22 protein-coding genes are annotated in these 17,266 nt (G+C 60.2%); all 22 read left to right on the top strand.

The genetic code is table 11. The features are described from left to right. The first annotated feature begins 5 nt into the window (after positions 1-5). The 22 genes from C5Y96_RS05800 (at position 6) to C5Y96_RS05695 (ending at position 17,265) form a co-directional block, all read left to right on the top strand. A complete protein-coding gene (locus C5Y96_RS05800) occupies positions 6-320 on the top strand; it encodes a hypothetical protein (protein ID WP_105350796.1) in 315 nt (104 codons plus the stop codon). Further along, on the top strand, positions 317-685 hold the full coding sequence (locus C5Y96_RS05795) for a hypothetical protein (protein ID WP_105350794.1): 369 nt from the start codon (positions 317-319) through the stop codon (positions 683-685). Before C5Y96_RS05800 ends, C5Y96_RS05795 begins: the two co-directional genes overlap by 4 nt. Then, a complete protein-coding gene (locus C5Y96_RS05790; RefSeq protein WP_105350792.1) occupies positions 673-909 on the top strand; it encodes a hypothetical protein in 237 nt (78 codons plus the stop codon). The genes C5Y96_RS05795 and C5Y96_RS05790 overlap by 13 nt, the downstream gene beginning before the upstream one ends. Next, complete coding sequence (locus tag C5Y96_RS05785) at positions 909-1,199, top strand: hypothetical protein (RefSeq protein ID WP_105350791.1); 291 nt, start codon at positions 909-911, stop codon at positions 1,197-1,199. Before C5Y96_RS05790 ends, C5Y96_RS05785 begins: the two co-directional genes overlap by 1 nt. After that, positions 1,196-1,993 carry a DNA adenine methylase gene (locus tag C5Y96_RS05780; RefSeq protein WP_105350790.1) on the top strand — a complete coding sequence of 266 codons (798 nt, stop codon included), beginning with the start codon at positions 1,196-1,198 and terminating at the stop codon, positions 1,991-1,993. The genes C5Y96_RS05785 and C5Y96_RS05780 overlap by 4 nt, the downstream gene beginning before the upstream one ends. Beyond that, positions 1,990-2,289: a hypothetical protein gene (locus C5Y96_RS05775; protein ID WP_105350789.1), complete on the top strand. Its 300-nt coding sequence runs from the start codon at positions 1,990-1,992 to the stop codon at positions 2,287-2,289. The genes C5Y96_RS05780 and C5Y96_RS05775 overlap by 4 nt, the downstream gene beginning before the upstream one ends. Before the next feature lie 24 nt (positions 2,290-2,313). After that, complete coding sequence (locus tag C5Y96_RS05770) at positions 2,314-2,787, top strand: hypothetical protein (RefSeq protein ID WP_199188632.1); 474 nt, start codon at positions 2,314-2,316, stop codon at positions 2,785-2,787. A gap of 34 nt (positions 2,788-2,821) precedes the next feature. Continuing rightward, on the top strand, positions 2,822-3,424 hold the full coding sequence (locus C5Y96_RS05765) for a hypothetical protein (protein WP_105350788.1): 603 nt from the start codon (positions 2,822-2,824) through the stop codon (positions 3,422-3,424). Then, entirely contained in the window at positions 3,421-3,798 is a 378-nt protein-coding gene (locus tag C5Y96_RS05760; protein WP_105350786.1) for a hypothetical protein, read from the top strand. The genes C5Y96_RS05765 and C5Y96_RS05760 overlap by 4 nt, the downstream gene beginning before the upstream one ends. A 221-nt stretch (positions 3,799-4,019) precedes the next feature. Then, the gene (locus tag C5Y96_RS05755; RefSeq protein WP_105350784.1) at positions 4,020-4,322 is read left to right on the top strand and encodes a hypothetical protein; all 303 of its coding nucleotides are present in this window, start codon (positions 4,020-4,022) and stop codon (positions 4,320-4,322) included. Between the two features lie 133 nt (positions 4,323-4,455). Continuing rightward, complete coding sequence (locus tag C5Y96_RS05750; protein ID WP_105350782.1) at positions 4,456-4,911, top strand: hypothetical protein; 456 nt, start codon at positions 4,456-4,458, stop codon at positions 4,909-4,911. 75 nt (positions 4,912-4,986) lie between these two features. Next, the gene (locus tag C5Y96_RS05745; RefSeq protein ID WP_105350779.1) at positions 4,987-6,210 is read left to right on the top strand and encodes a hypothetical protein; all 1,224 of its coding nucleotides are present in this window, start codon (positions 4,987-4,989) and stop codon (positions 6,208-6,210) included. An 11-nt stretch (positions 6,211-6,221) separates the two neighbouring features. Then, positions 6,222-7,826, top strand: a complete 1,605-nt coding sequence (locus tag C5Y96_RS05740) for a serine protease (protein WP_105350777.1) — start codon at positions 6,222-6,224, stop codon at positions 7,824-7,826. Beyond that, on the top strand, positions 7,826-8,704 hold the full coding sequence (locus C5Y96_RS05735) for a hypothetical protein (protein WP_105350775.1): 879 nt from the start codon (positions 7,826-7,828) through the stop codon (positions 8,702-8,704). The genes C5Y96_RS05740 and C5Y96_RS05735 overlap by 1 nt, the downstream gene beginning before the upstream one ends. A gap of 228 nt (positions 8,705-8,932) precedes the next feature. After that, positions 8,933-11,344: a terminase gpA endonuclease subunit gene (locus C5Y96_RS05730; RefSeq protein ID WP_105350773.1), complete on the top strand. Its 2,412-nt coding sequence runs from the start codon at positions 8,933-8,935 to the stop codon at positions 11,342-11,344. 20 nt (positions 11,345-11,364) lie between these two features. Beyond that, positions 11,365-11,781, top strand: a complete 417-nt coding sequence (locus C5Y96_RS05725) for a hypothetical protein (protein WP_105350771.1) — start codon at positions 11,365-11,367, stop codon at positions 11,779-11,781. Positions 11,782-11,987: 206 nt separating this feature from the next. Continuing rightward, positions 11,988-12,185, top strand: a complete 198-nt coding sequence (locus tag C5Y96_RS05720) for a hypothetical protein (RefSeq protein ID WP_105350769.1) — start codon at positions 11,988-11,990, stop codon at positions 12,183-12,185. Continuing rightward, positions 12,186-13,709, top strand: a complete 1,524-nt coding sequence (locus C5Y96_RS05715) for a phage portal protein (RefSeq protein ID WP_105350766.1) — start codon at positions 12,186-12,188, stop codon at positions 13,707-13,709. A 3-nt stretch (positions 13,710-13,712) separates the two neighbouring features. Continuing rightward, positions 13,713-15,014 (top strand): hypothetical protein, encoded by a 1,302-nt coding sequence (locus tag C5Y96_RS05710; protein ID WP_105350764.1) that lies wholly within the window; start codon positions 13,713-13,715, stop codon positions 15,012-15,014. A 101-nt stretch (positions 15,015-15,115) separates the two neighbouring features. Further along, positions 15,116-16,081 carry a major capsid protein gene (locus C5Y96_RS05705; RefSeq protein ID WP_105350762.1) on the top strand — a complete coding sequence of 322 codons (966 nt, stop codon included), beginning with the start codon at positions 15,116-15,118 and terminating at the stop codon, positions 16,079-16,081. Positions 16,082-16,190: 109 nt separating this feature from the next. Beyond that, the gene (locus C5Y96_RS05700) at positions 16,191-16,790 is read left to right on the top strand and encodes a hypothetical protein (RefSeq protein ID WP_105350760.1); all 600 of its coding nucleotides are present in this window, start codon (positions 16,191-16,193) and stop codon (positions 16,788-16,790) included. Positions 16,791-16,872: 82 nt separating this feature from the next. Beyond that, positions 16,873-17,265 (top strand): hypothetical protein, encoded by a 393-nt coding sequence (locus C5Y96_RS05695; protein WP_105350758.1) that lies wholly within the window; start codon positions 16,873-16,875, stop codon positions 17,263-17,265. Position 17,266: the final 1 nt, after the last annotated feature.

The raw sequence follows: 17,266 nt of genomic DNA, 5'->3' as shown, positions 1-17,266 counted from the left end.
CCCCGATGCCCGATTCCGTTTTGAAACCCTTTAAGGTGCCGGCCTATATCCTGGCCTACAAATCGCCACACCGCAGCGAGGCCTCGGTAGTCGATCACTCGAAGATCGAGCGGCCAGGGGGCGACCTGGTACTCACGGGCAATCTTAGCCTCTACGTGATGCGTTGCGATTGCCCAACCGAGCCGGGACTGTGGCTGCTGAAGGCTACGGTTTATATCCCCCAAGGCCGCGGCACCGTTACCGTTTACGTTCACGAGGCCACCACGCTTCACGATCGGCCCGCCGCTTTGAATCTTCCACCATTGGACGTGCGACCGTGAAAAACATTAGCTTCGCGATGACAACCGAGCAAATCAAAACGCGGCAGAAGACTGTCACGCGGCGGGATGGCTGGCTGAAGGCCAAGCCGGGTGACCTGGCACGGCCCGTCGATAAGGTGATGGGCTTCAAGCAAGGCGAACGACCGCAGCCACTGTTTGAGGATGGCACGCTTATTCGCTTTATCAGCGTGCGGCGTGAACCGCTGGAAGCCATCACACCAGAAGACGTTGCCGCCGAGGGTTTCCCCAGCATGACGCCGGCCGAATTCGTGGCCATGTATCGCAAGCACGGCGACAAGGCGAAAGACGGCCAGGTAACCCGACTGGAATTCGAGTACGTGGAGCCGATCGAATGCCCCGCATAACCTGGCGAGACCGTTACCGGCCGCTCATTGGCGACATTATCGGCAAACTTGGCACCGAGGACATGCGAAGCGTGCGGCGTGCACTTCGCTTGGCGTTCCCAGGTCCTCGGGCGTACTTCTGCCTCCGGATATGGCGGGACGAATGCCGCGTGCAGCTCGGTCTCAAAGTGAAGAAGCCACCGCGAAACCTTCGCCCTGATCCCAACCAAAAGGACCTTTTCTAATGCCCTTTGATTTTGTCGACGAAATAGAGACTCAGCTCGACCCAGCCGCACGCCAAGAGTTTGGCCCGATCGAACGCCAGATGCTACGCCGAACTATGGAGCACGTCGGTATGACCGAATACCCGCCAGCCCCCATGGAAAGCCACGGCTTTCAACGAGCTGCTTTTGATTGCATCTGCCAGAAGTGCGGAAAGGCTTACGGTGCGCATCCGATGGACTGGCGAGTGATTGGCTACGGCGACGTGCCTTTCTTGAACGTGCTCTGTGATGGCCAAAGGGTAAAACTTTGAACGCAACCACGTACCCCGGCGGCAAGGCCGGTGCCGGGGTAGTTCAAACGCTGATAAACGAGATACCGCCGCATTCGGTTTATATCGCCGCGTGTGCCGGGTTCGATGCGATCGCACGCACCAAGCGGCCGGCCGATCTTTCCGTTTTGATCGACCTAGACGAGATGACCCTTGCAGCTCTGGCCGAGCTGCTCGACACGGCCTGGGGGGACCAGGTCGGAAGCCTTGCGCTACGCCGTCGGTTTGAGTTGCTGCACACCGACGGCGTGGCCTGGCTTCGCCATCGCTTCGCCCTCGACCGCGTGTTCCATGGACCGCCCAAGCCGCGGATTCCATCACGGCCGATCGGTCCGGAAGACGAGGCGGGGGCATTCGTTTACCTGGACCCGCCCTATCCGGAGTCGACACGGTCCGGACGTGAGCTGTACCGCTACGAAATGACCGACGAGCAACACGCCGAGCTGCTCAAGACGGCAACCGCCCTGCCCTGCCCCGTGATGGTTTCGAGCTACGCCAACCCCATGTATGACGAGGCCCTGGCCGATTGGCGAAAGATCGAATTCCAAGCGATGACACGCGGCGGACCTCGGACGGAATCGTTGTGGATGAACTACCCTCCGCCGGCCAGGCTTCACGACCACCGATTCGTGGGCCAAGAGAAACGCGAGCGCGAACGCATACGCCGCCGGGTTCGCAATTGGGTAGGAGGGCTTGAACGGGCCGAGCCACGCGAACGCGAGGCGATGCTGGAAGCAATACGCGAACAATTTCCAAGGGGAGAAGCCGAGCCATGAGTACGGCCGTCAAAGAGCGAACCTGGGATGATTGGTCGCAAGATTCGCACCGACTGCGAACGCTCAAGCAAAGCCTGCTGGTGGCATCCGCGGCCGAAGGGATGCCGCGGCATTGGTTCACGGTTCGCGAATTCGCCGAGCACTTCCGCGAAACGGTCGGCATCATCCACGAGCGAACCGCGTTGCGTTACCTGGTGACCCTGGAACAATCCGGCGTGCTGGAAGTGAAACGCCAACGCATAGGCAAAAGCACTGTCCGTTTTCGGTGGGCCGGATGGCCGCCGCCGATTCGTTAACCCTTTTTTTCGGATTACTTGAGCATGAATATTTACGTTGCGTCGTCATGGCGAAATCAATTGCAACAGGACATTGTCAAATTCCTCCGTGGTGCGTCGCACGAAGTCTATGACTTTCGAAACCCGGCACCTGGCAACCATGGCTTTGGATGGTCGGCTATTGATCCTGAGTGGAAAAGCTGGACACCGAAGCAATACCGATCGGCATTAAATCATCCAATCGCGCAACGCGGCTATTCGTTTGACAAGGAAGCCCTAGACGCTTGCGATGCGTGCGTTTTGGTTCTTCCCTCGGGCAGGTCGGCATCCTGGGAATTCGGTTACGCAGTCGGAGCAAATAAGCTAGGGGCGGTGGTTATGTTCGAGCCCTGCGAACCGGAGCTAATGTACCTGGGCAATCCGATCCTCACCAACCTTGAGGAATTGGACGAATGGGCAAGGACATTTCCGCCGAGCCACGAAGCCGCCGAAATGGATTGTCGAAGTTATCCCCACTAAATCTATTCGTTTCACCTAACGGAGACCTTTCAAAATGAACGTGCCAACCATCACCATGGACCCGGAACAAGCGAAAGCGAAGCTCAAGGCGTACCGGGACGAGCTGCACCACAAGGCCGACGCCGAGTACCAGGCAGCCGCGGAAGGCTACGCCGCACTGGCCGAGGGGCTCAAGCTGATAGACATTGGCGAGGCCATCCACTGCGGCGGCTACTTTGAAAGCGGCTTGCCATGCCTAGCCGTGGCTCGGGCCGATCGGCCGGCCGTCTATTGCCAGCGGCGATTCAGCACGTTTGATTTCGACGCTTCCCGACGTACCAACGGAAGGCCGGGGCCAACGCTATTGGTCTCGGTCCCTAATCAAACCGGGAATACTCGGCACGTTTCGGGATGGACTCGCGTTCCGATGATCCCCGCCGACATCAAACAAGAGCTGCGAGCCCAAGGGCGAAGCGTGATACGTCGCCAATACCACATTCTTTGGGAAGTGGAAAAGTGGTACGACCGAAACCCGACCGAGCCACCACGCGACCCGTTTCTCTTGAAGCATATCGGTGGCACGCTCTACGCCGTGCTGGCCGAATGGGACCTTACCGACCTGGAAATTTCGGTCATTCGGAGACTAGGACCGCAATGATTGAATTTATCGAAGGCCCGGCCGCTGGCACGCACTTATGCTTGCGAAGAACGCCGCTGTTGCTTCGCGTGGTAATCGACCGGGCAAGCGGCCAGGTCGACGCACTCGACCAGCTCGAAGACGTGCCGCGGCTCGGGGAATCGATTCACGTTTACCGCCGCGAAGGGGAACCACTACGCGGCATGATCGATAGCGGCAAAGGGGGCTACACCGGGCCGTTCGTGGCTGCCACCTACTTGTACTTCCCCTGGCAACCGGCCGATGAAGTGGCCCGCGATAACCAGCGGTGGCAGAAATGGGCCATTACGGCCGACGAAGTTTCCGCCAAAGCCGAAAAGCCCGCTAGCGGGCCTCAGAATACGCCGTCCGGGTAACCGGCCTCAGAGGCCGCGAAGAGGGCCGAACGTGCACGAGACGGCCTCTCTGGGGTTCGGTTTGCGGTGAAATGAGTTGACGCCCCCCCGAAAAGTACCTATTATGCCCGCGAACGAGCCACGATTAGGCGTCTACCGGTAAGCTAGGCACCGACAACCGCCCGCGGCTCTCTTTCGGCCGACCTAGCCCGCGGGCCTTCACACGCACGGAAGGCGTTTACGTGGGCAAGCGTTCCTATCTCAAAGTCGGCGGCATCATCAAAGCGGGGCCAGTGCTGTTTAACGCGATCGCGATTAAGCGTATTGGCACAGCAAGCGAAGTGGAGGTTATCGGCACGGCCGATGGACAACCATTCGGCTACATGATCCAACCTGGCCAGCGAGTCGAACCCCTGCCTGGTTACGCGTTGCGGATTGATCGCATAACGGAGAACGGCCGCATTGAATTTGAGGCCTTCGCCCCGTTCGAGCATATCCACGTGCAAACCAAACAAAAGCAAGCCCGAACGGCGGGCGTGCAATAGAGCCTACGGGCACAGCTTCGCTAGGGATGCGGGGCCGGGGTCGCATTTTTGAATCTGTCTCAGATCAATTACAAGATGCCGAACGGCCGGGCCATGGATGGCCAAGCAGTGCTTTTCATGTTGAGGGGACCTGATGACCAGTGCCACGAAGGCCGCGCCAACCGGGCCGGCAAGAACGAAGTCTGACCCGCAAGCCGTGCTCTATGCCGTTCTGGAAAAGCACGGCAAGAGCAATGGCAATCGCGAGAACCTGGTTGCCGGTAGCACGGCCGTCTCGCTTGTCGTTAGCGGCAAGATCGGCCGCAAGACGGTACACGAGGAAATCAAAGGTAACCTGGTGATCGGTGCCGACGGAACGATGGCCGATAACCAGAAACCCGACACCGTCGAACTCACGGCCCTTCTGCTTTCGCAGCTCGGAAAGAAGAAGCGAGCCGAGTTTATCGCGGAGCTATCCGAAGCAAAGAAGCTGCCCAAGGTAGACGATGCCGACAAGGAAGCCGCAGAGGGTCTAGTCAAAGCCCTAACCGTCAAAGGCTCGAAGCCAAAGAACGGTGCCGTACAGATCGAAGCGAATTCAAACTCCTAACCATTCCCGCGACTGCCGGCGCGGGGCGGCCATGCCGACGGCCGCCCCGCTGGCCGAAGTTTCCGAGACCGACCAATGGCCAACGCGACCAACGAAGCCACGCAGGCGTTTTTCGATGCGCTGCACTTGACCACATTCGACGCAAGCCGCGTGCGAGCGATTCTCACGCCGCAGGATTGGGAGCTAATCAACCAGGTGCACGGCCTGCCGTTCGCCTACGAGATTTACAGCCGGCTTTGGCATCTGCGGCAATTGGAATCGGCAATCAACACCATGGCGGCCGTTAGCGAGGACATCGAACGGCACCTCCGCACGCTCGAACTCGGCGTGGGCAGGGAGGGCGAACTGATGGCCGATCAGTTCTCGACTGAAGTTCAATATCGAGATTCACGACCGCCGCGAACCGTCAAGATTTATCGGCCGCCGTGCGAGTGCGAGGAAGACGAGCCGCCGAAAGATGAGGCGAAGGCCTCGAACCCACACGAACTCGGCGAGCTGCCACCGATCGCCGACCCGGAAGGCCGATCCAGCGCGGCCAATAGCTTCAAGCGATTCTGCCAGCGATATTTCCCTGAGCGGTGTAACACCTGGCAGGCCGCACAAATCAACACCGCTGTTGGCGTCGATGAAGCTAAGGGCCATATAAAACGCCTGGTGTTTCAGCTCGGGCGGAGAGGCCGCGGGGTAACGACTCAATGTGCCATCGCAGCAATTGACGAAGCTCTTTATGGGCGATCGAAATATATCGTTATCGTGGCGCGATCAAACGAAGCGGCAGAGGAAATTCTAAACGAAATCAAGTACGGACTAACCAGCAACGATCGACTCGCAAGAGACTTTCCGGAGGTATGCAAGCCACTTCGTAGGGCGATCGGCAACAATGCGAGAAATCTACAAACGTACCGTGGAAAGTCGACTCGCATTAGGTGGCAGAGGAACCGAATACAGCTTCCGACGATCGACGGGAGCCAATCTAGCGGCATCGTGATCGAGGCCAAGTCGATTCACGATCAATTCGTGGGCATGGTTCACACGGACAACGGCGGCGAACGTACCCGCCCAGATTTCGTTCTGGTCGATCATCCCGTTACCGACGCCGACGCCCCCGAAGAACTGGCGAAGCTCGAGCAGAAATTGGAAACGATCATCCAAAAACTGCCAGGTGCCAGCGCGAAGCTTAGCGGCGTGATGTTCTTCACGCCTGACGACACGCCACTAGGCGAGCGAATCAGGAACCGCGAAAGCGCAGCCGCGGTGCGAAAGATGGCCTATCGACTCAAACGCCGCTTCGGAAGCTAAGGACACGAGCCATGCGACCCATTGCACGAATTGCCGCTGCCCTGACGATCGCCGCCGTTTGCCTGGTCGCCAGCTCGACCCAAGCGGCCAGCCAGGAAGACGCACAAGCCGTCGTGCAAATGCAGGTAGGCAACTCGCGGGGTTCGGGCGTACTGGTGTGGACTGATGGCCGGCAAGGCGTGGTGCTCACGTGCCATCACGTGATTGAGGGCGGCGGGCAATGCCTGGTGATTTTCCCCGACGGCTCGACCAGCTCGGCACGCGTGATGGCCACCAATGCGGCCCGGGATGCCGCCAGCCTGCTTTGCCAGGTGCCACCGTCGGCCGTGGCGATGCCTCTTGCCGCCCAATCGCCCGCAGCGGGTGAAATCGTCAGCGTGTACGGGCACCGGGGCGGTAGCCGCCAGGTGGTGGCGTGGGACGTTCCGCTTGTCGGTTATGACAACGGGGGCGATGGCCTGGCCGATATCATCGCCGAGCCGGGAACGGGCAACGGCGACTCAGGCGGGCCGATGGTCTGGCGTGGCCAGTTGGTAGGACTTGTGAAGGGGGCCAGGCTTCACGACACGGTGGCAGGATACCAGCCGAGCGACTGCCGAGGGCCGGCCGCCGTGACTCTTGCCGAACTGCTACGCCGGGCCACCCCGTTTGCCTTGCAGCAGACGTGCGGGCCCGAAGGGTGCTTTCCTTCCGGCGGTGGCTATCAGCAAATTAGGCCGAGCCAACCAGGCCAGCCCTGGCAAACGATCCAAGCACCCGGCACGCAGGCGAGACCGAACACGCCGTCCAACAATCCGGCCGCCGCTCGCGTGGTCGGACTGCCCGCAGCTCAGGGCACCGACTACGCGGCCCTGCTCGACCTGATGGCAAAGGATGAGCGATTCCGTGGCCCCCAAGGGGCACCTGGCGAGCGTGGGCCGGTCGGCCCGCCTGGCGAATCAACGCCGCCGCAGATGGTCGACTATCCAGCGTTGTTGGAGCTGATCGCCCGGGACGAGCGATTCAAGCCGGCACGCATCGACTACGAACGCGTGTGCCAGATGGTAGCCGAGGACCCGCGTTTTGCCTTTCGTCCTCCCTTCGGTAAGGAAGCACCTGGCAACCAGGCACCGCAGGGGACGCCCGATTCGGCGGCGAGCTCCTACAGCTCGGGCGGCATTGATTGGTGGGGCGTGGCGATCGGGGCCGGAAGCCTGGCAGCCGCAGCGGCCGGCATCGGCATTCCCTGGTGGGCCTTTGCTGCACTGCGAACGGCCCGAGCCATCAAACGGCAATATGAAGACAACCAGGCCACGCCGAGGTATTACCCGCCACGCGTACCCATGCCAGACATGGTCGACAATTCGGCCGAAGACGCCGAACCTATCGGCCCTGCAGCACCAACTCCAATAAGACGACGCCCGGCACAAACGCACGTGGTGACGATGGAAAACCCACCGCCCGAACAAATCACGCGAACGCACACGGAATATGTACCGGTCGAAACCGACCGCTACGCCGAGGCCCACGCTTGGGCCCGTGAACAGATCGTTCGCAAGTACCCTAAAACGGTCGATGCGGTCGAAACCCTTCAAAGCTTGATCGACCAATACCTTAACGCCCAGGAGAAAAAGTAGTGTCAATCACGAACACCGATTCCGTGCTGTGGTACAACGTTGGCGTTTTCGGCCAGGCCGGCTACGCCGTGCCGAACTGCTCGAATGACCCCGGCACCCTGAACCCAAATATCGCCGACCTGGTTAGCCTGATGGGCCGCAATCTCTTTTCCATCATGCACCACGAAGACGCCGACCTCCGCACGCCGCCGAGCATTAACACGCTTCGCCGCGTGCATAAGCTCTACGTACGTTCTGGCCAAATCTTGCAAGGCCGCAGCGTGCCACCTGGCGAGCTAAACTTCGAACCCCAGCACGTGCAGCCGGCACCGGAAATCTTTACCGTGTTCCCGTGCCCGTACTTCAAAGTGCGAAACCCGATGATGAAGCGGTGGGCCGGCCTGACCTTCGGGGCGATCGCCGAGGCCATGCAGCACACCGAGAACCGGCGAACGGCCGAAATCTCTACCAACTTCGGTGGCCTGATCGGTGCCTATCTACAACGGCTCTATTCCAACATGGCGATCGAGTGCTTCGGCAAGACACGCACCGAAGCGAACGCCCCTAACTTTCTTCTGACCGACGCCGACTTCACGACGTATGACCCGTCGAAGTTCTTCACCTCTACGGAAATGAGCGACACGGTACCGCGGCTCGACCGCATGTTCACCGAGGACCAACTCGCGCCATTGGCTGAGGGCATCCCCGTTACGAGTCTGCCAACGCTCCAACCATGGCCAACGAACGTAGGCCTGCTCTATCAAGAGATCCGGAAGGACGACATCAACGCGGAAGACGACGCGTTTGTTTCGCAAGGCACCGCCGAATCGAAAGCCGCAACCGGCGGCACAACTGAAGGCCGCGAACAACCAATCGTTCCCCCGGCCCCCGCGCCGTAGTGCGTAACTCTTGAATACTTTCCGTGGATGGCCGCCGCGCTGATCGGCTCGACCGATCGCCGCGGCGGCCAGTGGAAAGGCAAGCCAAGCCCCTGCCAAGTCGACGGGTCCTTTTTCGCGAAAAGGACGTCGACCCCAAAGGGAACAGCCGCAAACATTGACACAGTTTACATGACCACCCGGGCGCGGTTATTGCCGACCGACAGCGCCCCGCGGTGATGGCCGACCATGCCGAAAAAGAAACCGACAACAACGCCGAAAGACGGCGGCACGCCTAAGAAACGCGCCACCACTAAGCGGACGTCCAGCTCGGCAAAAGCTCCGGCCACAAAGAAGACGACGAAAAAGAAGACGGCCAAGAAACCAGCCACCAAAAAGGCCCCGCCGCAATCGGCAAAACGGAAGACGCCGGCGAAGCCGCGGAAACCGGCGGCCGTCGACCGCAAGCCGGCAAAGAAAACGCCCACGAAAACAACGGCGAAGAAGAAAGCCCCCACGGCACGTTCGAGTACTCCGCCGCAGAAACGAGCGACCCCGGCAGCCGGAGTTACCGCCGACAACACCGATGCCAAGAAAAAGCGTGCCGAGTACCGGCGGCAACATTCGGCCAAGTCGAGCCGCGAAGATTCCTCGGCCGTTCGCGACATTGGCGAGATACCCAAGGTCGCCGACCCCGAACGCCGAGCTGCTGCGCTCGCCGATTTCCTCACCTTCTGCCTGACCTACTTCGCACACCGTTTCCCGCTCGAATTCTCCGAAGACCACAAGCGAGTGGCCGGCAAGATTCAGGCGGCCATCTTGGAAGGTGCCCTCTCGGCCGTGGCCATGCCCCGCGGTTCCGGCAAGACCACGCTAACCGAGGTGGGCTGTCTTTTCGCCCTGGTCTGCGGGAAACACGACTTCCTGGTTTTGATTGGTTCGGACAAAGAATCCGCCACCGACATGCTGGAAAGTATCAAGGGCGAAATCGAAACGAACGACCTTCTGGCCGAAGACTTCCCCGAGGTGTGCTTCCCCGTCCGCGCGCTCGAAGGCATCTCGAACCGATGCAAGGGGCAAACGTACCACGGCGTGCGAACGCGAATAACCTGGTCTTCGACGCGTGTTACGCTGCCAACAATCAAAGGCAGCCAATCGAGCGGCGTTACGATTCGATGCACCGGGATAACCGGCCGCATTCGCGGGATGAAGCACGCCATGTCGGACGGCCGGAACGTGCGGCCAACCCTGGTGATCATCGACGACCCCCAAACCGACGAAGCCGCCGATAGCGATACGCAGGTCGCCAAGCTCGAGCGGACTTTGAACGGTGCCATTCTCGGGCTAGCCGGCCCTGGCGTGAAAATCTCCGGCATCATGCCGTGCACGGTCATTCGAGCCGGTGACCTGGCCGACCGCATTCTCGACATGAAGCTTTCCCCGGAATGGAACGGGGAAAAGTGCCGCATGCTCTACGCCTGGCCGGACAATCTCACCCACTGGGAAACCTACAACGAGATACGCGTCGAAGACCTGCAAGCCGGGCGGCTCAACTTCCCGAACGCAACGAAGTATTACCTGAAGAATCAGCGGGCAATGAAGAAGAACGCCCGCGTTGCCTGGCCAGCTCGGCACAATAAGGACGAAGTCGACGCACTACAGCACGCCATGAACTTGTGGTTCAAGAACCCCTATTCCTTCATGGCCGAATACCAGAACGACCCACCCGACGAACTAGCCGTCGATGACGAGGATATCTGCACCGCCGACCACATCGCCGCGAAAACGAGCGGCTATCAATGCGGCCTGGTTCCCAATTGGGCCACCCGAATTACGATCGGCGTCGACGTTCATAAAGAGCTGCTCTACTGGCTTGCGTTGGCCACCGACGACCAATTCACCGGCCAGGTTATCAGCTACGGCACCTGGCCAGAACAGCCGATGCGGCACTTTCAGATGCGAAAGGCCCGCCCCAAAATCTCCGACATTACCCGCCAGAATGGGCTCAAGGGTGCGGGCCTCGAAGGCCGGCTAACCTTCGCCATGCAAAAGCTGGTCGAAGAACAACTGGCCGTTCGCCGATGGGAAGTCGACGGCGGCGGCGAAATGGTCGCCGTGCGAATCGTGATCGACATGGGGTACCAGGCCAACACCGTCCGCAACTTCATTCGCAATAGTCCAATGGCCGGGATTCTCTGGCCGAGCAAAGGTTTGCCCATCAAAGCCACCGGGAAACCCATGGACGAATGGAGCGTGCCCAAGGGAACGCACACCGGGCCGAGCTGGCGTATCTCACCACCGCCACGCGGCCAGGCCGTGCGGCACATTGATTACGACGCCAACTTCTGGAAGACGTTCATTCACGCACGCCTGGCGATGGCCAAGGGCGACCCGGCAAGCCACGCCCTTTACAAGCAATCGCCAACGCACCACCGACTACTGGCCGAGCATGTCGCCAACGCCGAAAAGCCTAAGAAGCTGAAAGAGAACGGCCGCGAAGTGATCGAATGGAAGCTCAAGTCGAATAAGCCAGACAACCATTTACTCGACTGTTACCAATTGGCGTGCCTGGGGGCATCTCATTGCGGAGCACGATTGCCGGAACAACAGCCGGCCATCCCGCAAGCCTCGGCACAAGATGAGTACGAAGTGAACTTTTAACCCTTGGAGAAACGCCGACCATGGCCAAGAAGAAAACCACGCCGACCAACAAGCCAGCTGCCGCCGCCGAAAAGACCGCCGGTCGATCGACTCGCGCAGCCAAAGCGAAGAAGCCCGCCAAACCGGCACCATCACCGGCCGCCGAAACCATCGACCCGGTACCGGAAGAACCCGGCAAGCCTGGTCGCCCGTCCGGTAGTAAGAACCTCGACCGTGTAATCGTGCAGCGGCACCCGGCCACCTGCCCACAATGCGGGTCGACCGATCGGAAGGTACAGCGCATCGCGAAGGAGCAAGACCGCGGCGGCATCATTCAGCGTGGCCCCAACACCGGTGCGTTATACACGCACATCGTTTGGCGGGACACGGTTTGCGTTTGCGGTCAGCACCTGCGCGAGCTGTCACACGAGAACCGCAACGGAGGCGACCAGGTCTAGAGCTGCTCCGGCCGCCGGATCGGTCGCCGCAAGATCTCGCCTGGGAAATAGGAAAGTTACTTTCCCACTATCCAACCGGAAAACGCCCTTCGCGCGTGAAGGGCGGCCCGGTATCGTTCACAAGCCGACCAAGTTATTGCCGACATTGCGAGCACGCCGACCACTCGCGCCACGGCCCTTTGACCGACCAACGAAGGGACAACGCCGTGGCCGATAACGCCGAGCAAATCGCGGAACTCGAAGCACTCCAAAACCTGGGTGCTACTTCTGTATCCGTAGACGGCATGTCTGCCAGCGTTAGCCAGGAATGGATCGCCCGCCGCTTGCGTGAACTGCGAGCTGCGGACGACAACCAGGCCGACCAACGCCCCATCGCTTCCACCATTGATCTTTCCGGCGCGTAAATGAGCAAGCAACCCACCCCGGGCGGTTTGTTCAGCTCGGCAAAAAACGCGATTCTCCGCAAGTTTGGTTTCAATGCCGCCGAAAGCAGCACGAAACGCAAGTCTGCACCTGGTGGCACTCGCGACGAGGACGACGAACTGACGCCGGCGGCACGCACGCGGCTTGTCGCCAACGGCCGCGACGCGCTGCAAAACTGGTCGATCGCCGGGTTTATGGTGCGCAAGCACCTGGATTTCGTCACGGGGCATACCTTCCAAGCTAAGACGCCCGACAAGGGGTTTAATCGAGCGTTGGAAGAATGGGTCGAAGAAGTCTCCAAAGCCGAGCACTTCGACCAAAGCGAGGAACACGACCGCGAACAATACACCCGCATGGCCGAGGCCCGCCGTATTGTCGACGGCGATATCGGCAATCTGAAGCTTTCCAGCGGCCACATTCAGGCCATCGAAAACGACCGCATCAAAGACCCCGGCCGCGGTGCCCCAGTGCCCTACGATCAAGTGCCGGAGTGGCGACATGGCGTGCGGAAGGTGAACAACAAGGCGGTTGCCTATGCAATTCACCGACGAACCGGCAACGGCGGTCTCACATTCGAGCGAATCGTGCCGGCCAATCGCATGTACCTGTACGCCTACCGAGACGGCACGATGCGGTTCGATTCGAGCCGCGGCGTTTCCGCATTGGCCCCCGCGCTTAACGACCTTCGCGACGTTGCCGAAAACCAGGGGCACGCCCTGGCGAAAATGAAGGTCGCTCAGTTGTTCGGTTTGAAGATGACCCGCAACGGCGAGGGCTCGCCAGCTCCAACCACGAGCACCGATGCGACCGACAGACAAGGTAACACGAAGCGGAAACACAAAATCGACTTCGGCAACGGGCCGGTCTTTCTCGACCTGAACCCTGGCGAAGATGCCGAGTTTTTGGAAAACAAAACGCCGTCGATGGAATTCCAGGCCTTCATGCAGGCCACGATCAGCGTGGCGTTGAAGTGCATCGACATTCCATTCAGCTTCTACGACGAAGCTTACACCAATTTCTTCGGCAGCCGCGCAGCCTTGCTGCTCTATCTGAAGTCTTGCAACCAGAAACGCCGCAGTGTTCAGGCGTGGAATTCTCACTGGTTCGAGTGGCGGTTTGCGATGGGGCACGCCCGCCGCGAAATCATCCCGCCGCGTAGCTTGGTCGACGGCTTCAAATACGCCTGGGTGCCGGACGGTTTGCCATGGTGGCGACCAAGCGAAGAAATCGCCGCCGATATCCGAGCGATCGGTGCCGGCGTGAAGACACGCGGCGACGTCACGATGGCCCACTTCGGCCGCACGTTCGAGGACACGGCCGAGCTGCTCGAAGCGGAAGAAAACATTATCCGCGGAAAGCAAATCAACATTTACGAATCGCCCGCCCTCGATACGGCCGCCGCCGGCCAGGTGGCCAGCTCGACCGGGTTCGGCAGTCTCAACCCAGCCACGATTGAAGCCTTGGCCGCGGCCGTGGTCAACCGCCTCGAAATGGAGAAGCGTTAAGCCATGCCACGCACGTTAGAACCTGATTTCAGCCGACCCGTTGAAAAGTTCCGTTCGTCGATCGCCCGCGGCCTGGCAGCCGGCCAGCCCAAGGAAAACGGCAAGGGGGAAACACCGGTCGACCGCGAAGGCGGCCACTACGGTGCCGGCATTATCCGCGGCTTCGCGGTAGTGACGCGTGGCGAGGCACTCGGGCACGGCTATTGGCTCGACCAAGACTTTGTCGAGCAAACGCAAAAGGCAATGCAGGCCCTAGCATCGGGCACTAAATCCCGCTTCACGCATCCGGGGCTTTCTTCCGATGGTCTCGGCAAGCTACTCGGCCGGGCCTTCGACTCGTACACCGACGGCGACATTGTCCGCGCGGACCTGCACTTCCAAGAATCGGCCCACGATACGCCAGGTGGCAACCTGGCGAAATACGTAATGGACATGGCCGAGGAAGACCCCGAGGCCTTCGGCACGTCGATTGTCTACATGCCGGACTGGGGAGCCGAGGAAAAGTTCAACGCGATGCACAAGGACGAGGAAGGGACCTTTAAGAGCCCCGACCCCGACAACCTGAAGAACTTACCGCACGCCCGGCTCGGGCGTCTCTATGCCGTCGACGTTGTCGACGAACCGGCGGCCAATCCGGCCGGGATGTTCTCGGCCGACCCCATCCACGCGGACCTCGAAGCCCTGGCCATGTACGCCTTCGGCTTGTCAGAGGATGAGCCCGAGCTAGGCAAGCTCTCTGCCGATCCGGACCGCGTGCGGGGATTCATCACTCGATTTTTCGCCAATCACGAACTGGAACTATCGATGCCCAAAACCAACACGAAGCGAAGCCAAACCACCGAAGAGACCAAGCCCAAGGAAACGGAAACCGGCACGCCGGAAACCAAGCCCGAAGGCGAGAACGCGGAAACGACCGAGACGAGCGAAACCAGCTCCGACGACTCGAAAGACTCCGACGACGAAGCGGAAGCCAGCACCGAGACCTCGGAAGACTCGGCGGAAACCGCCGAGCCGGTCGCCAATTCCAGCGGACGCAGCGAAGCCGTGGCCGAGCTGCAAAAGTTCACCAAGGCCTTTGGTGCCGAGAACGGATTGGCTTGGTTCAACAAGGGGTTCACCTACGAACAATCCGAGGAACTCCACGCCGAGCACAAACGCTTGCAGGCCTCGGCTGATACCGAAGCCAACTCCGAAAAGGGCGGCGTGTCCTCGAACGATGAACAGTCGGGCAAGGGCAGCGGCTTTTCCAATTCGCTTGGCAAGAACCTGGGAGCCTTCGCGGCCAGCCTCAAGAAAGCGAAATAGCCGACCTTCGCTTTTGATCCACTGAAATCAACGCGGCGGAATGCCGACTCCGCCGCACAATCCCAACCAACAGACCGACCAACTTTCTAGGAGTACGACACGTGCCCAACCTTCTACAAATCGCCAAGCTCAACATGGGCGATGGCGGAGCCGGAATTATCGAAGAAGCTTCGCAGATGCACCCGGAAATCTCCGGCATGCACCCTTGGAGCGGTGAAACCATCCCCGGTGTCGCCGATTCCCGGACCGTAACCGGACTAACCTTCAGCACGTTGGTGCGAACCAGTGTGCCGAAAGGTGGTAGCTTCCGCGGAATCAACCAGGGTGTGGCCGCCGTGTCATCTGGTTTTGAGAACCGCATCTACAGCACCAAGACGTTCGACAAGCGTTTCGAGTGCGACAAAGCCGCGGCCGACCGCTACGAAGACGGATGGCAAGCCTACCTGGCGATCGAGGCCTCCGGCATCATGGAAGGCGGTATCCAAGACCTCGGAAAGCAATTCTACTACGGCACCCACGCCACGCTCGGCGATGCAGAAGGTTTTCCAGGCCTCTTGCAATCGGTCGACGCCAACATGGTGATCGATGCCGGAGGCACCACGGCCGATACCGGTAGCAGCGTGTGGTTCGTCCGCTGGGGCGTGCAAGACGTTCGCCATGCGATCGGCCGTGACGGCGAGTTTGACATGGGCGAAGTTCGCGAGGAAACGCTGACGGACAAGGATGACCCGACGAAGAAGTACACCGGGTACGTGCAGAACCTGCTGTTCTACCCTGGCTTGCAGGTCGCCCACCGCTATAGCTGCTTGCGAATCAAGAAGCTGACCGCAGACACCGGAAAAGGCCTGACCGACGCTCTGCTCGGCAAGGGGCTTTCCACGTTCATTAGCAATCGCAAACGTCGACCGACGTGTATCTTTGCCACGCCGCGAAGTATCGAGCAGCTCCGAGCTTCGCGAACCGCAACCAACGCAACCGGTGCGGAAGCTCCGACGCCGACCAGCTACGAAGGCATCCCGATTATTCCGACCGACGGTATCACCAACACCGAACCGCTAAGCGTCTAATCGGCCGACCTTCGCCCGATTGAATGACCTGGCCGCGGCGACGAATGCCGCGGCCCCCTTTTGTCTCTGCCAATCTCGAACAAACCCGCTCTCAAACTGGAAGTGAACCATGTCTCCAAACAACTATATTTTCGCTCTCGGCCTGGCACTGGTTGCCATCGCCCTCTGCCTGATGCCTACCTGCCTGGTTGCCGCTACCGTGGCCGACTCGAACGTTTCGCACGTGGAAGCTTTGAACCAACCCGTTAACGTGGCCGCCGAGCTGGTCGCGTTGGTTTCGCTGCTCGGCCTTGGCATCGGAATGGCCCTCAGCACGAAGGATAAGAGCCTCGAAAACACCAAGGCCTTGCCGGCCAGTGCCACGACCGTTGCGGGCGATGGTTTCAACCTCGGCCACGGGTCGCGTGGCGACTTCACCGCCCAGTGCGAGTTGGAAATCGAGGCCCCGGTCCTGACTACCGGAGAGTTGCCCGACTCGCAGACGATGATCTACCACGTTTACCACGCGACGGCCTCGGACTACTCGAACGAAGCCCTGCTCTATGGAAACGTAATCACGCAAACCGGTGCTGGTGGTGCCGGGGCCGCCGCGCAGACAAAGCAGGTGCGTCTACCTCTTGACGTTAACCCGTACGTTCGCGTGAAGGCCGTTAAGAGCGGGGCCGGAAGTGCCGCCGCTAAAAGCATGACGACTCGCTTAGTTTTCTAAGCCAGTCGATTCCTTGGGCACTTCGCGCCCCGCGGCTCCGGCCGCCGGGCGCAAGTGCACACCTTTTCAAGTGAGGCGGCCAATGCAGAACTTACTAGCCAACATGGCTCGGCAAGCCGTTCGCCTGGCGATCGCCGCAACGTCCACCACCGTTACCATTTCGCGAGGTGGGACGACTTCGGACCCAATCAAGGTAGGACGAGGCCGCAGCGTTACGCAGTTTGTTTCCGCTGGCGATGCCTTCACGGATGACGAGGCACGGGAAGACTTCATTGTTTGGCCCGCAGATTACGACCTCGGAAGCGGCCCCGTGGAACCGGCCGAGGGCGATCGAATCACGATAGACGACGGCGTTAACACCGTAGTCTACGAAGTTACACCATTGCCACCGGAACGTGGCTACCGCTACACCGACCGTTTCCGCACCGCCTGGCGAATTCATACCCTAATAGTTGACGAACAAGCGAGTGAGTAAC

This window comes from Blastopirellula marina (assembly GCF_002967715.1).
Lineage (GTDB): Bacteria > Planctomycetota > Planctomycetia > Pirellulales > Pirellulaceae > Bremerella > Bremerella marina_B.
Note: the sequence above shows the minus strand (reverse complement) of the source record. Positions and strands in the feature narration are given on the sequence as shown.